The 15,414-nt window shown below is 44.6% G+C and carries 15 protein-coding genes and 1 tRNA gene; 9 read left to right on the top strand and 7 right to left on the bottom strand.

All coding sequences use genetic code 11. The features are described 5' to 3' along the window. Positions 1-7 precede the first annotated feature (7 nt). The 3 genes from ACYUBO_RS08930 (at position 8) to ACYUBO_RS08920 (ending at position 2,358) form a co-directional block, all read left to right on the top strand. Positions 8-1,132, top strand: coding sequence for an ORC1-type DNA replication protein (locus ACYUBO_RS08930; RefSeq protein WP_460373735.1), 1,125 nt, complete (start codon positions 8-10; stop codon positions 1,130-1,132). Positions 1,133-1,197: 65 nt separating this feature from the next. Further along, positions 1,198-2,142 carry a methenyltetrahydromethanopterin cyclohydrolase gene (mch, locus tag ACYUBO_RS08925; protein WP_300331073.1) on the top strand — a complete coding sequence of 315 codons (945 nt, stop codon included), beginning with the start codon at positions 1,198-1,200 and terminating at the stop codon, positions 2,140-2,142. A gap of 142 nt (positions 2,143-2,284) precedes the next feature. Then, positions 2,285-2,358, top strand: a tRNA-Val gene (locus tag ACYUBO_RS08920). Between the two features lie 543 nt (positions 2,359-2,901). Here ACYUBO_RS08920 and ACYUBO_RS08915 read toward each other — a convergent pair. The 7 genes from ACYUBO_RS08915 to ACYUBO_RS08885 form a co-directional block, all read right to left on the bottom strand. After that, on the bottom strand, positions 2,902-3,999 hold the full coding sequence (locus ACYUBO_RS08915) for a transposase (RefSeq protein WP_460371484.1): 1,098 nt from the start codon (positions 3,997-3,999) through the stop codon (positions 2,902-2,904). 362 nt (positions 4,000-4,361) lie between these two features. Next, positions 4,362-5,291, bottom strand: a complete 930-nt coding sequence (locus tag ACYUBO_RS08910) for an SDR family oxidoreductase (RefSeq protein ID WP_460373733.1) — start codon at positions 5,289-5,291, stop codon at positions 4,362-4,364. Between the two features lie 92 nt (positions 5,292-5,383). Beyond that, complete coding sequence (locus ACYUBO_RS08905; RefSeq protein ID WP_460373730.1) at positions 5,384-5,674, bottom strand: type II toxin-antitoxin system RelE family toxin; 291 nt, start codon at positions 5,672-5,674, stop codon at positions 5,384-5,386. Next, positions 5,671-5,856: a hypothetical protein gene (locus tag ACYUBO_RS08900; protein WP_460373728.1), complete on the bottom strand. Its 186-nt coding sequence runs from the start codon at positions 5,854-5,856 to the stop codon at positions 5,671-5,673. The genes ACYUBO_RS08905 and ACYUBO_RS08900 overlap by 4 nt, the downstream gene beginning before the upstream one ends. A gap of 305 nt (positions 5,857-6,161) precedes the next feature. Then, the gene (locus ACYUBO_RS08895; RefSeq protein WP_460371484.1) at positions 6,162-7,259 is read right to left on the bottom strand and encodes a transposase; all 1,098 of its coding nucleotides are present in this window, start codon (positions 7,257-7,259) and stop codon (positions 6,162-6,164) included. A gap of 324 nt (positions 7,260-7,583) precedes the next feature. Then, a complete protein-coding gene (locus tag ACYUBO_RS08890; RefSeq protein WP_460372418.1) occupies positions 7,584-7,874 on the bottom strand; it encodes an asparagine synthase-related protein in 291 nt (96 codons plus the stop codon). A gap of 136 nt (positions 7,875-8,010) precedes the next feature. After that, positions 8,011-9,438, bottom strand: coding sequence for an IS1634 family transposase (locus ACYUBO_RS08885; protein WP_460373726.1), 1,428 nt, complete (start codon positions 9,436-9,438; stop codon positions 8,011-8,013). 279 nt (positions 9,439-9,717) lie between these two features. Between ACYUBO_RS08885 and ACYUBO_RS08880 the strand changes: the two genes are divergently transcribed. Genes ACYUBO_RS08880 through ACYUBO_RS08855 form a run of 6 tightly spaced genes read left to right on the top strand, consistent with a single transcriptional unit; the run spans position 9,718 to position 15,393 of the window. Beyond that, a complete protein-coding gene (locus ACYUBO_RS08880; protein WP_460373724.1) occupies positions 9,718-10,419 on the top strand; it encodes a cytidylyltransferase domain-containing protein in 702 nt (233 codons plus the stop codon). Between the two features lies 1 nt (position 10,420). Further along, positions 10,421-11,428 carry a Gfo/Idh/MocA family protein gene (locus ACYUBO_RS08875; protein WP_460373723.1) on the top strand — a complete coding sequence of 336 codons (1,008 nt, stop codon included), beginning with the start codon at positions 10,421-10,423 and terminating at the stop codon, positions 11,426-11,428. Further along, on the top strand, positions 11,425-12,588 hold the full coding sequence (locus tag ACYUBO_RS08870) for a DegT/DnrJ/EryC1/StrS family aminotransferase (protein WP_460373721.1): 1,164 nt from the start codon (positions 11,425-11,427) through the stop codon (positions 12,586-12,588). The genes ACYUBO_RS08875 and ACYUBO_RS08870 overlap by 4 nt, the downstream gene beginning before the upstream one ends. Then, positions 12,585-13,640, top strand: a complete 1,056-nt coding sequence (locus ACYUBO_RS08865; protein ID WP_460373719.1) for an NAD-dependent epimerase/dehydratase family protein — start codon at positions 12,585-12,587, stop codon at positions 13,638-13,640. Before ACYUBO_RS08870 ends, ACYUBO_RS08865 begins: the two co-directional genes overlap by 4 nt. Then, entirely contained in the window at positions 13,640-14,383 is a 744-nt protein-coding gene (locus ACYUBO_RS08860) for a GNAT family N-acetyltransferase (protein WP_460373717.1), read from the top strand. Before ACYUBO_RS08865 ends, ACYUBO_RS08860 begins: the two co-directional genes overlap by 1 nt. Next, positions 14,380-15,393 (top strand): N-acetylneuraminate synthase family protein, encoded by a 1,014-nt coding sequence (locus tag ACYUBO_RS08855; RefSeq protein ID WP_460373715.1) that lies wholly within the window; start codon positions 14,380-14,382, stop codon positions 15,391-15,393. Before ACYUBO_RS08860 ends, ACYUBO_RS08855 begins: the two co-directional genes overlap by 4 nt. Positions 15,394-15,414: the final 21 nt, after the last annotated feature.

The following is a 15,414-nucleotide window of genomic DNA, read 5'->3' as shown; positions in this document are numbered from 1 at the left end:
TGGTGTAGTGACGAAGAAGCTGCTGATGTGGGATGAGACCCTTTTCCGGGATCTGACAGTCTTTGAGATCGATTTTGTTCCTGACGAGTTCCGGTTCCGGGAAGAGCAGCTTTCTGCTCTCTCATTTCAGATCCAACCAGCACTTCGCGGGGGCCGGCCGCTCAACTCCCTCTGCCGCGGCCCTCCCGGAACCGGGAAGACGACATCGATCCGGAAACTCTTCGAGGAGATTGAGGAGAATACAAAAAAGATTGCCTGTGTCCATGTAAATTGCAAGATTGACAATACCCGGTATGCGATCCTTGCCAAGGTCTACAAGCGGCTTGCCGGCCACCAGCCGCAGCCGACCGGAACCAGCTTCAAGCAGGTCTATGATGCAGTCTGCCGCCTCCTCCAGAAAGAGGATCTGACGCTGATTATCTGCCTGGATGATGCAAACTACCTGCTCTATGAAAATGAGATAAATAATGTCCTCTATCCTCTGCTCCGTGCGCATGAGGAGTATGAGTCAGTCCGGGTGGGAGTGATCGTGGTCTTCTCGGATATGGATGTCGATTTCAAGAAAGTCTTTGAGATCCGCGTTGCCTCCGTCCTCAGGCCGACCGAGGTCTTCTTCTCTCCCTACTCTGCCTCGGAAGTAGAAGAGATTCTCAGGATGCGGGTGGGTCAGGGGTTTTATCCTGGTGTCCTGTCAGAGGAGATGCTCCAGCTTGTTGTTGACCAGACGATGCGGGGCGGAGATCTCCGTGTTGGGATCGATCTTCTGAAACGGGCCGGGCTCCTTGCAGAGCGGGATGCGCGCCGTTCTGTCTGCCGTGATGATATATGCCGTGCCTATGAGGTCTCAGAACGGTTCCATCTCGTCTCCCTCATCCGGTCGCTCCGGGATGATGAAAAAGCCGTTCTCGGCGTGATCGCTTCAATGTCAGAGGGCGGGTTGGAGATGTCCGCCGGGGAGGTACATACCCGGGTGAAAGAGGAGATGGGAATTGGCTATACCCGGTATTATGAGATCGTTCAGAAACTCGATACGATCAGGCTGATCAATCTGGATTATAGAGCCGGTCGCGGCCGGACCCGGGAGATTGGCCTTCGGTTTGCACCTGGCATGGTGCTTGCAGAGCTTGGGTAGTTTTCAGATAATTTGGCAACTCTTATCTATTCTCCCTCACTCATAATTGATGCCAGAGGGATTGTATGGTTAGTGTAAATGAACTTGGATTGGATCTTTTTGAAGAGCTTGTAGAAATTTCAGATCTCCTGAATGTCGCGTACCACGAACTTGATAATGGTTCACGGATCGTCGACTGCGGTGTTTCGGTTCCGGGCGGGTATGGTGCCGGTGAATATTTCACCCGTATCTGCATGGGCGGACTCGGCGAGGTCTCCTATCGCATGGGTGAGATCGGTTCCTTCCCCCAGCCCTTCATCGATATCAACACGGATTTCCCCGCGATCTCCTGTCTTGGCGCACAGAAGGCTGGCTGGACGATCAAATCTGGGAACTACTTCGCAATGGGGAGCGGCCCCGCCCGTGCTCTCTCACTGAAGCCGAAGCACACCTATGAAGTGATTGAATACGAGGATGAATTTGATGTCGCAGTCATCTGCCTTGAGTCGGACATCCTGCCAAATGGCGAAGTGATGGAGAAGATTGCAGAGGGCTGCAATGTCGAAGTTGAGAATGTTGCAGCTGTTGTTGCTCCGACCTCCTCGATGGTTGGCTCGATTCAGGTCGCCGGCCGCTGTGTCGAGACCGCGGTGTACAAGCTGAATGAACTTGGCTTTGACACAAAGAAGATCATCTCCGGTTTTGGAACCGCTCCGATCCCGCCTGTACGCGGCCCGAAGCTTGCGATGGGTGTTACAAACGATGCCACCATCTACCACGGACGGATCTGCCTGACGATGAATGCGCCCGAGATCAAAGACTATCTCGAAAAGATCCCAAGCAACACATCAAAGGGATATGGCAAGCCATTCAACGAGATCTTCAAGGAAGCAAACTACGACTTCTACCAGATCGACACCTCGCTCTTCTCACCCGCAGAAGTAGTGATTAACGAGCTTTCCGAGGGTGTAGTCTACCACGTGGGCAAGGTAAACCCTGAAGTAACCTTGAAATCGTTTGGATTACTCTGAAGTGGATTATCTGGTAATGAGGGGGGTTTTCCTCCCCTTTCTACCTGTTTATCATCATGTATTGTTCAGATGGACGTTCTCAACGAGTGCATCTGATCGGCAGGCTTTAATTCGGGAAAAGGCAATATATTCAGGAATCACAGGGCTTGTGGTCTAGCTGGTTATGACGTCGCCCTTACACGGCGAAGATCTCCGGTTCGAATCCGGACAGGCCCATCTTTTTTGAGCTTCGTTTTGTAATTCGGGGTTCGTATGAGTTCCAATTAGTACGGTCGCATACTGAGCATTCGTTTTAAGCGCATTTATCGCATTATCGAAGAATCGGGAGGCATTAATGCCTTCCTTCTTGATGAAATCATAATGATCGGGATCGATCGTTAGAGTGATCTGTTTTCTTTTCCGCTCTGGGAGAGGGTATTTTTCCGATTTAGCCTTAGAATTCATTTCCTTTTCTTATGTACGTACACATACGTATGTATACATATACGTATGCGAGGATCTGTTGAGATATAAGGAGCCCATCAAAACAACACCCCTCCTGATTTGATGGGATGAAATTCTGGGTCATTTGTTCCGTCAGATCTCCATAATGGGCCCTGAATATATCACTCAACTGCTCAATATCCCTGCCCTTGTCTTGAACAGCGATACGGTTCCACTGCCAGATTACCCAAAAACCCATTGAAAAGACAAAGCTATCGCTCTCTTTATTCCCCTCTCACCAAGGGGTTTGCCTCTTCTGACTGCAGGAATCAGTCCTCAGAATAACGTACTCAGGTGTGTCGGGTTCTTCACCCCGGCACGCAACCCCGTCAGGAGGAGCATTTGATAAACAACAAAGTTGAGGATTATATAGAGTTCCCGGCTTTCATGCTGAATCCTCCTGAGGTGAAAGGTAACTGATGCCTTCATCCGGGCATGTACCCGTTCACACTCACCACGGCTTCGCATGATTGCTGAGAATTCAGGGTCGAGAAGATTCTTGTTTCGGAAATGCATCCCGACCTGTTCCACTCTTCCGTTCTGGAAGAGGAATCTCAACTGTTGAGCCAGGGGAGCGTGGATATCTCCCCCTGCTCTCCAGAGCTTGTTGACCCAGTGTCTGATTCTCTCAACATTTCCTTCATTCTGGAGAACTGCTCCCTCCCGGATATCGATACAGGGTCGGGCATTCAGATGATACCAAACCTGAGCATGTGCTTCAAATGAGTCATATCCTGCATCAAGCAGCACATTGATGAGCCGTGGATTCAATGTCTTCACCCGTTTAAGAAGAGGTAGAAGATGAGATGGATCAGCATCGGTTCCATACGAATAGACCATTGCAAGAGGGTATGGTCCCAGATGGAAGATATGCGCTTTATCCATCTTCACCGAGTAGTGCGGATGAAACGGAGCATATTTGTCGTACCGGGAAGCTTCAATCGGAGTTGAATCAATGATACCTACCATCTCATTCTGTGCCCAGAGAAGGATTGCCTCGCCGACAAGGTGCATGAGCCGTTTCATCCCCTTGACTCCGAGACGGTATTTCACGAAGTAGTGGAGTGTTGCTGAATTGGGTATGATGTACCCATCTTCGCCCAACTCTGCCCCAAGATGAAAACAATCCTCGTCTGTCAGGAGAAGAATTGTCCGGGCATAGGATTGTTTCCTGAAACACTTGATGATAAGGAGTTTCAGCAGGAGATGAACCGGATAACGGAATCTGGTGCTTCCTGTGGGGTAGTATTCTCGTTCAATGGTCTGTGCAATTGTGTGCAGATGCGATGAACTCAGGAATTCTGAGATAGAGGTTCCCTGTTCAATCTCTTTAATTCGACCTGCTTTTTCCGAGAACTCAATGCTGGAGTCCATGAGCCAGTCGTACGCTGAGTATATAAACCTGACTGAAAACCCCTCTTAGGGGCGCAAAAAAGGTGAGAAGACCAGGAAAAATGAGGGAAATAACGTATAAATTGATGGGATTTTTCAGAGGAGCGCAGAATGACGGAAAAATGGGGAGGTTTTATAAGTCAGATCGGTGGTTTGATGGGCTCATAAGGAGATTACTCTGCACTCAATGGAGATGATTTGAGGGTATGTTGCCTGGATGATACATGAATTGGATTTATCGGTTTTAAGAGTTTTATGGTGTAAAACAGGAGGAAATCGGCAATTTTTCCGAATCTGATCCAGAGAGATTTTGGGATTTGGGAAAGAATATGTTTTTGGGATGATTACCTATGTTCCTTAAACCACGCCACTGTCTCTCGCAATCCCTCTTCAAGCGTATACTCCGGGTTGTAGCCAAACGCCGCCTTCGCCCGTGAGATGTCGGCGAGTGAGTCCCTGATATCCCCCTCCCGCGATGGCTCGTAGATGATTGGTTGATTGCTGCCCGTGATCTCCATCAGGGTTTCTGCCAGTTCATTAAGGCTGATCCTTCTTTCGCAGGCGATGTTGTAGACGCCGGTTGCATCACTCTCCATTGCTTTTCTGTTTGCCTGGACAACGTCCGCAATGTACGTGAAGTCGCGTGTCTGCTCTCCATCGCCGTAGATGGTCGGGCTTTCGTTCTTCAGGAGTCGTGTAATGAACTTCGGGATAACCGCGGCATATTCAGAGGCGGGATCCTGCCGCGTACCAAAAACATTGAAGTACCTGAGGAAGACCGTCTGGATGCCGTAGAGTTCGGTGAAGACTTTTCCATAATACTCGTCAGTCAGTTTTGTGACGGCATAGGGGGAGAGTGGGTTTGGCGGCATGGTCTCAACTTTTGGGAGAATGGGGGTGTCGCCGTAGACAGATGAAGATGAGGCGGCGACGACTTTCCGGACGCCGTTCTCTTTTGCTGCAACGAGGAGCTGGAGGGTTCCGGTGATGTTGGCTTCGTTTGTGGTGATTGGATCTTTTACCGAACGGGGGACTGATGGGATCGCTGCCTGGTGGAAGATGCCGTCAATGTCTTGTGTAATCTCATGCATCAGGTCTGGATCGGTGATACTTCCGTTGATGATGGTGACGTTTTGGTGGTTTGTAAGATGGTTGATATTCTCCTGCCTGCCGGTGGCGAGGTTATCGATGATGGTGATCTCATGTCTGTCTGCGAGATGATCGGCGAGGTTTGATCCGATGAAGCCGGCACCGCCGGTGATGAGGTAGCGCATGGATATTCTGTTGATCGGGGTGGATGATGAGGGTTGCTTTTTGGATGGGTTTTATTTCTTCAGGGTGCTCTGCCTGGCTGTTTGCTCATACTTCAAATGTGCCCATATCTTCGGTGTGCCCTCTCGATAGACATGATATGAGTGATATAGACGATTTTCTTATCCGGATCGATTGTATAGATCACGGTGAATGAACGTGCGATATGGAGGCGGTACGATTCCCGTTTCTTATGTGTATGGAGTTTTTCTTTATCTCCATCCTGACCGGGATATGGATTATCCTGTAAGATTTTGAGCTTGTCTTTGATAATTCGTTGATCTTTGATATCGAGCGAATTAAGGAATTCAAACCCTCGTTTGTCCACCATGAGGTGGAATGTCACAGATCTAACTCCACGAAATCGTTACGAGCCATGACTTCTTCGATATCATCTGTGAGGCGCTGTTTTTTTATTCTATCCACCAGCCTCGCGAGTGTCTCATCTAGCGTCTCGTCGGTGAGTCTTAGATCTAAAATCTCGTTATAGGTCTTTTTTGAAACGGGAATATTTTCCGTAGCCGACATTAAATCTAATATATGCTGATCATAAATATAATTTTTTTCACACGAGTGTCGAGAAAAAGGGAGCCCATCAAAACAACACCCCTCCTGATTTGATGGGATGAAATTCTGGGTCATTTATTCCGTCAGATCTCCATAATGAGCCCTGAATATATCATTCAACTGCTCAATATCCCTGCCCTTGTCTTGAACAGCGATACGGTTCCACTGCCAGATTACCCAAAAACCCATTGAAAAGACAAAGCTATCGCTCTCTTTATTCCCCTCTCACCAAGGGGTTTGCCTCTTCTGACTGCAGGAATCAGTCCTCAGAATAACGTACTCAGGTGTGTCGGGTTCTTCACCCCGGCACGCAACCCCGTCAGGAGGAGCATTTGATAAACAACAAAGTTGAGGATTATATAGAGTTCCCGGCTTTCATGCTGAATCCTCCTGAGGTGAAAGGTAACTGATGCCTTCATCCGGGCATGTACCCGTTCACACTCACCACGGCTTCGCATGATTGCTGAGAATTCAGGGTCGAGAAGATTCTTGTTTCGGAAATGCATCCCGACCTGTTCCACTCTTCCGTTCTGGAAGAGGAATCTCAACTGTTGAGCCAGGGGAGCGTGGATATCTCCCCCTGCTCTCCAGAGCTTGTTGACCCAGTGTCTGATTCTCTCAACATTTCCTTCATTCTGGAGAACTGCTCCCTCCCGGATATCGATACAGGGTCGGGCATTCAGATGATACCAAACCTGAGCATGTGCTTCAAATGAGTCATATCCTGCATCAAGCAGCACATTGATGAGCCGTGGATTCAATGTCTTCACCCGTTTAAGAAGAGGTAGAAGATGAGATGGATCAGCATCGGTTCCATACGAATAGACCATTGCAAGAGGGTATGGTCCCAGATGGAAGATATGCGCTTTATCCATCTTCACCGAGTAGTGCGGATGAAACGGAGCATATTTGTCGTACCGGGAAGCTTCAATCGGAGTTGAATCAATGATACCTACCATCTCATTCTGTGCCCAGAGAAGGATTGCCTCGCCGACAAGGTGCATGAGCCGTTTCATCCCCTTGACTCCGAGACGGTATTTCACGAAGTAGTGGAGTGTTGCTGAATTGGGTATGATGTACCCATCTTCGCCCAACTCTGCCCCAAGATGAAAACAATCCTCGTCTGTCAGGAGAAGAATTGTCCGGGCATAGGATTGTTTCCTGAAACACTTGATGATAAGGAGTTTCAGCAGGAGATGAACCGGATAACGGAATCTGGTGCTTCCTGTGGGGTAGTATTCTCGTTCAATGGTCTGTGCAATTGTGTGCAGATGCGATGAACTCAGGAATTCTGAGATAGAGGTTCCCTGTTCAATCTCTTTAATTCGACCTGCTTTTTCCGAGAACTCAATGCTGGAGTCCATGAGCCAGTCGTACGCTGAGTATATAAACCTGACTGAAAACCCCTCTTAGGGGCGCAAAAAAGGTGAGAAGACCAGGAAAAATGAGGGAAATAACGTATAAATTGATGGGATTTTTCAGAGGAGCGCAGAATGACGGAAAAATGGGGAGGTTTTATAAGTCAGATCGGTGGTTTGATGGGCTCAAAAGTCACTCTCGTCAATTTCTGTCACTCATGTTCTCGATATAAGGGTTGTATTCTCCCTTTGGTTATGGAATTTTGTCATTTCTGCCCACCCCCAAGGGGATACCCCACTATATCCTTCAGGTCTCTGGTACTTGCAATCTTAAGGGTCGCCGCGCATGTCAATACACTGCCTGAGCCAGAGTTCGGTGCAGATGATCCGCCAGAGCTCGCCTGAATAGGATGAACGTCCCTCGACGAAGTCACGGTAGCTTGCAAGTACCTCATCTGCATTCCAGTAGGGGCGTGATATGAATGAGGGGGAGGTGAGGAGCTTTAGGATTTCGGGTTGCATTGCCTCTCTCATCCAGACCTCCTCCGGTGTTGAGAAGCCGCGCTTGTCCATCCGGCACCTGATCGCCTCAGGCAGGAGTCCTTTTGTTGCCTTTCTCAGAATATATTATTTTGTAACCTAAGTTTGCCACTTTGGCTTCGGCCACCAAATGGGAGCATCCACTATCGTGATCTTATTTTTCCAGAATTTCATCGAGAAACTGTATTTGACAGTTGACGATTTTCCCATCAATATTTCATGTAACTGCCCAATTATGCCGTAAAACCATCGTGTTAATGGCATCAAAATTGGAGTGAATGAACCTTTTTGTCTTCCTCATCCACGAATCAACCGTAACTGTCAAATTCAATAGCGCCGTTTTGATGAATTTTGTTGATGTATGCTTCAGTTCCGGGATCTCAAATCGGATCAGGGAGACAAACAACTGTGCAATAAACCCAATGATTAGAGCGCCATAAATGCTATTATCAGTCCATACGCGCAATGGTTTGATCTCGATCTCGTTCTTGAGTGAGTTGAATATCTTCTCGATCGAGTCCTTTTTTCGATAGGTCTGGAGAGCTTCAGTAAGTGTCAAATTCTTACTCGATTTCAGGCAGAAGAATCCCTCTCTCCCAGTGATGAACTTCTCTTCAAGAAGCCTGACAGCATCATCTTCAGAGAGTTCAATCAACTTTGTCTGGATGGAGTAGTCCACATCCACAAGAAGATTGTTTATCCGGAATCGTTTCGGAAGAGCCTTATTCTTGTCAATACTCTCCTGAATGGCCTCTGCTTCTTTTATCTCCCGAACGACTTTTCTGGCTCTGGATTCCAGTTGCTCTTTCTGCAGCTTTTCTGAGAAGTAGAGATAGTTCGTACTGTTTGGCTTCTCGATTTTAATCCCGCGGATTCCTGATTCCTCATCAACCATCTGAGGATTATATGTCTCGAATTCAGCGATTATCTTGTCGTCGCTTTTGTTGAGCTTCTTTCCGGTGATGTACTGGAGATTATCTGCCCGGATCATCTGGGTATTGGTGACACTGTTCGCTCCTTTGTCAAATATTACCAGAGATCCCTCTTTGAGCCGGTTGCTTGACTGGCGATACGTCTTCTTGAAATGGGTCTGATCATTGAGATTGCCGGGTTCAATTGTCATCCCAATTGGGATATTGATTGGGTCGGCAAGTTCAGTGATACCAACGGTGATCTGTTTTTTATCTGGCCGATGATCCCGGCTGTATCCATACTTTCCAAGCCGGGCTTCAGTGCCATGAAGGACTATGCTGGTCCAGTCCATGTTGATGTTGGTATGCTCAAAATCGTATCTCAAAAACAGGACATCCTGGATGTCGGAGATGATTTCATCCCGGTTGGTACCAAGGGTTTCAAGGACACGGTAGAGTGTTCTTTCACTGAATGAAGGGAGGGTGAATTCGGCACGAACTTCAGGCCGGTTGATCCAGTCGTGGGATCGTTTGATGCTGAAGTTATCTGTCAGTTTGTAGCTGATGAGTGCTCGAAGCAGATTATTGATATCGATACCTCTTGTCTTGTGTTTCCCGAAAATATCGCGAAAATCCAGGACTTCATACAGCTGATTAACGAGGAAAATAGTGCCGATAGGAAAGGATATATTGTCATTCGGTTCAATCTGATTAGTTCTTAGTTTTGTTTGCATTTTTGTCGATACAAACATCACTAAGAACTGACTTATTTCTTGTTAATGGCAAAGTTGGGTCGTAAGGGTTTTACAGAAGATTTGTTACGTTACCAGATGACATGCGGAAAGTGGGGTGTATGATCTCATTTAGTGTCTGAAGCCAAAGTGGCAAACTTAGGTTTTAACAATATGAAGCTTGAGTACTAATATGAAGATAGAAACTTGGGTATTAAGAATTAGTGGCTAAAGAAATGATTGGTGAATTGTTTATTAGTATTAAATATTGTTTGTGATTACATGGTAATAGGTGCGGTTATTCAAGCCCGAATGAACTCCCTAAGACTTCCCGGAAAGGTCCTGCAAGTAATTCACGGCAAGCCATTATTGCAGTATGTCCTTGAGCGAGTAAAATGTTCAAAAAAGGTTGATGAAATCGCCATTGCAACATCCAACGAACCTAGTGACTATCCCATTTATGAATTCTGTCAAAATCAGAATGTGGAATGTTTTCGAGGTTCGTTATATGATGTTGCTGGCAGGTTTAATCAGATTCTCCATATGAAGAAATGGGATGCATTTGTGCGCGTTAATGGTGATAGTCCACTTCTTGACCAACAGCTGATTGATACAGGGGTCCAGATATATAATAGCGGTGATTACGATCTTGTTACAAATGTGTTTCCTCGTTCATATCCAAGAGGTCAATCCGTTGAGGTTATTCGTGCAGGTAGGTTCCAAGAACTCAATCCAAAGATGAAATGTGATCTGGAAAAGGAACATGTGACTCGTTATTATTATGATCATCCATCCGATGTTACAATTTATAATTTTTCATCATTAATTGACTATAGTCACATTCAGCTTTCGGTCGATACAAGAGAAGATCTGAATCAATTCTCACAGATAATCTCAAAAATGCCCGGAAAGCATTGGGATTATCATCTGGAGGATATTATCCGTATATATAATCAGATACAACAAATATCGGGGGCACTATAAGATGAAAACAATACGTGTTGGGGTAATTGGATTGGGTGTGGGAGAGCAACATGCACGTACCTATCAAGCACATCCTGAATGTATGGTTGTTGCACTGTGTGATCTCTCTGAAGAAAAACTATCTTACATTCAACCATTTTTTCCTGAGGCAATACTAACAAAAAATGCCGAAGATATTATTGAAAATGCCGATATTGATATTATATCTATCGCATCATATGATGACACTCATTTTAGCCAGGTAATACAATCACTTGAGTCTGGAAAGCATGTTTTTGTTGAGAAGCCATTGTGTCAGACACTTGAAGAGGCAACGCACATTAAAAAAATCTGGGTTTCACGTAAAAAAAACCAGAAAATTGACTGCAATCTTATACTACGAGAAGCGCCACTTTATAAATGGCTAAGAGACTCCCTCAAAAAGGGTGAATTTGGGGATATTTATGCCATTGATGGTGAATATCTCTATGGTAGATTGCATAAAATTACTCAGGAATGGCGTAGCAAGGTCGAAAATTACTCAGTCATGGAAGGTGGTGGGATTCATATGATTGACCTTATGCTCTGGCTGACCGGAGACCGACCCGTTTCGGTCATTTCTGCAGGAAACAGGATCTGCTCTAATAATACTCCTTTTAAGTATAATGATTTTGTCACTTCAATAATGGAGTTTGAAAATGGTATGATTGGTCGAATAACCGCAAATTTTGGTTGTGTTCACCGTCATCAGCATATAATTCGTATCTATGGAACAAAGGCCACTTTTGTTTACGATGATATCGGTCCAAGAATCTATACTTCACGGAATCCAGATGAATCACCAGTCTGGATACAAGAAAACCCACTACCTGCCTCAAAAGGCGAACGTATCCCATCTTTTATTTCTGCTATCTTAAACAAGAAGGATATTAGCGATGAAGTACAGACAATAATTGATGGTATAAGTATCTGTACAGCATCAGATCGTTCGATACAAACACAGAAACGGGAGTTGATCCACTATATATGACCACAAAACGCATGATTCCATTTGCCCGACCTTCAATTACTGATAGAGAGAGAAATGCAGTTCAAGAGGTGCTTATGGGTGATATTTTAACCCATGGCCCTCAGAATAAGGCATTCGAAGACGAATTTGCTAATTTTTTAGGGGGCACTGATGTTTATTGTGTTGCCGTAAGCTCCTGCATGGCTGCTCTACATCTTGCATACTGGCAGATGGGAATAGGGGCGGGTGATGAGGTGATCGTTCCAGCGCAGACTCATGTTGCAACAGCTCATGCTGTTGAGTTTGTCGGGGCCCGATCTGTTTTTGTTGATTGTGATCGAGATACTGGAAATATTGATGTTAATAAAATAGAAAGTCTTATTACATCCAGAACAAAGGCAATTGGTCTTGTTCATTTTCTGGGCATACCATGTAATATGGATGTTATCCTCGAAATATCAGAAAATCATGGATTGAAAGTCATAGAGGACTGTGCGCTTGCAGTGGGTGCACGATATAAGAACACTCATGTTGGATTATTGGGAGACGTTGGTTGCTTTTCCTTCTATCCAGTAAAACACATCACCACGGGTGATGGGGGTATGTTTGTTACCCGTGATAAAAAACTTGCTGAAAAAGTGACAAAGGCTCGTGCATTTGGGGTTGATCGCAGTTTTGGAGAGAGAAGCGTCCCTGGAATGTACGATGTACCAACACTTGGAATCAATTATCGAATGAGTGATATCAATGCATCTATTGGCAGGATACAGCTTAGTCGCGTTGAAGAGATGCTAAAAATAAGACAGGATAATTTTTCCCACCTGAAGAAGGGGCTACAGGGAATTTCTGACATCTCGATTATAGACTCTATTGATAGTAGATCATCAAACAGCCATTACTGTCTGAGTATTGTACTTGATGGGAATCTCTTTTCGAAACGAAGAGATCTGATTGAAAGACTTAATTCTGATGGGGTTGGCACAAGTGTGTATTATCCACAACCAGTGCCACGTATGGCATATTATAAAGCAAAATATGGTTATAATTCTGCATCTTTCCCTGAAGCAGAGCGTATTAGCGATCAATCAATAGCACTCCCTGTTGGACCACATATTACACAAGTTGATACTGATTATATTATTGAACATTTAGAAAGTATAGTTGAGGAGTTACGTACATGAATGAAGAGTTATTGGATATTGAAGGTCGCAAAGTAGTATTAATTGGTGGGGCAGGCTTTATTGGCCATAATCTCGCGCTTGAACTTAAAAGACAGGGGGCACAGGTTGAAGTCATTGACAGCCTTCAGGTGAATAACCTTCTCTCTTTTACTGCCTCCGAATCTGATCTTCCTGATGCGGATCTCTACCTCAGGATGATTAATGAGCGGTTGGAACTGCTAAAAAATGCTAAAATTCCAGTACACATACAGGATGCACGGGACTATCACGCACTGAGCAGGATTCTCTCTCAAATTAAACCTCAGGTAATTGTACAGCTTGCAGCTGTATCACATGCAGGAAAGTCAAATAAGGATCCATACAGCACGTTTGATCATAGCCTGAGGACTCTAGAAAATGCTCTGGATAATGCCAGGAGTGATCCTGTTGAACAATTTATTTTCTTCTCTTCAAGCATGGTGTATGGGAATTTCCTAACTGCTGAGGTTGATGAGGAACACCCCCTCAATGCAATTGGAATTTATGGGGCGCTTAAGGTTGCAGGTGAAAAGATGGTCACTGCCTATAACCAGGTATTTGATATTCCCTATACAATCATTCGTCCCTCAGCACTCTATGGACCCCGATGTGTCAGTAGGCGTGTCGGGCAGATTTTTATTGAGAGTGCTATGAAGGGGAATGGTCTTCGGGTTGATGGTGATGGTTCAGAAAAGCTGGACTTTACCTATATTGATGATCTCGTTGATGGTGTTATTCTGGCGATCCGGCATCCTGCTGCACGGAACCAGACTTTCAACATGACGTATGGGCAATCAAGATCCCTCAATGAGCTTGCAAAAATAATTCAGAAATCTTTCCCAGATATTCCAATTAATTATGTTGAGAGGGATAAATTAATGCCTTTCAGAGGGACCCTGAGCATTGAGAAGGCACGGAAGCTAATTGGGTATAATCCAAAGAATCCTGTTGAAGTTGGATTTCCAAAATATATCGAGTGGTATAAGTCGCTTGACCCCAGCGGGAAATTCTGGATGGATATTAAGGTTCAATAATGAATATAGAACCAGATTCATGGCTTTCTTCTGTAATGGGTTACCCTGTCTTCAGGGTAACTGAAACAGATATTCTTTCAGATATTTCATCAGACAAGCTCTTAGCTGAAATTAATAATGATAGGGCCTTCTTTTTTGCCAAAGTTCCTGTTTCAAGGCTTGATGTAGTTCACAAACTCTGTAAGATTGGTTTTGGGATTATTGATGTAAATGTTATCTTTGAACGTAAGCCCTACAAGGAGTATGTTGAATCCAACTCAAAGATAACGATAAGAAAGTACCAAAAAAAAGATCAAGATGCTGTTCTTCGTATTGCTGGATCATGCTTTAAATATTCACGTTTTCATCTTGATCCATTGATCCCGAATAAACTGGCTGATCATATTAAGAGAGAATGGATTCTGAATTACATCAATGGCTCAAGAGGCAATGATCTCTTTGTTGCTGAGTTTGAAGGTAAGCCAATCGGATTCAATGCGGTTTTGGATGGGGTACAAGGATCTGAAAGAATACGTATCATTGATTTAATTGGTGTTGATACGGCTTTTCAACGTCTTGGAGTTGGAAGAAAACTTATAGATTGTTTTATTCATGATTCGCATGAAAACTACAGTATATTACGTGTGGGTTCACAAATTGTAAATATTCCAGCAATACGACTATATAATTGCCTTAATTTTTTCGTTTCTGAGGCATCATATGTCCTTCATGCACATTGTAGGAATGGTGAAATGATTCAATGATTATTCAAAATTTTGATACGAATTACAAAGTACTGATTGTAGCTGAAATTGGTAATAATCATGAGGGTAATTTTACTATTGCTTCTACGTTAGTCAAAGAAGCTGCAAAAGCAGGGGCTTCCGCAGTTAAATTTCAGTCGTTCCAAACCGAATCATTTATTAATATGTCTGATAATGAGCGATTTGAGAGGTTTAAACGGTTTGAGTTAACAATTCCTCAGTTCCGCGCTTTATCGGACCTTGCCCATTCTTTTGGTCTCCTCTTTATCTCAACACCCCTTGATTTGAATAGTGCACGTGAACTTGCGGATTTCGTAGATGCCTACAAAATCGCATCAGGGGATGTAAATTTTTATCCCCTTATTAAGGAGATTGTAAAAACTGGAAAGCCAATTATCATATCTACAGGTGCTAGCGATTATTCTCAGGTTTCAAATACTGTCTCCTTCATCGGAAAAGAATTGGAAAAAAATAATATCACACCAAATCTCGGCATTCTTCATTGCACAAGCTGCTATCCAACACCAATTGATCAGGTAAACCTCCTCTCAATACCTTTCTTAAAAGAAAAGTTTTCACATACGATTGGATATTCTGATCACACTCTTGGCATTCATGCTTCACTCATCGCGGTAAGTCTTGGTGCACGGATCATCGAAAAGCATTTCACTCTAAGTCATAGCTTTTCATCCTTCCGAGATCACCAGCTTTCAGCTGAGCCTGAAGAGATGAAGGAATTAACTCATCTGATTCCACATGTAGTATCTATGATAGGGATTAAGGAAAAATGCGTTCAACCCTGTGAGTCTGAAATAGATGTGGCAATTCGGAGATCGATTGTTGCAATAAGAGATTTGCCCTCCGGGCATATCATTGGGTATGAGGATTTAGGTTGGATACGCCCGGCCACTGGGGGACTTTCACCTGGGGAGGAGCATCTGATTGTCAATAGAATACTTAAAAGGTCACTTGCTCATAATGAACAGATACGACTTCAGGATCTCCATTAAGTGATGCAATTATGTACGTTA

It is taken from the genome of Methanocalculus sp. MC3 (assembly GCF_054767395.1).
This window is presented reverse-complemented; position numbering and strand designations above follow the sequence as displayed.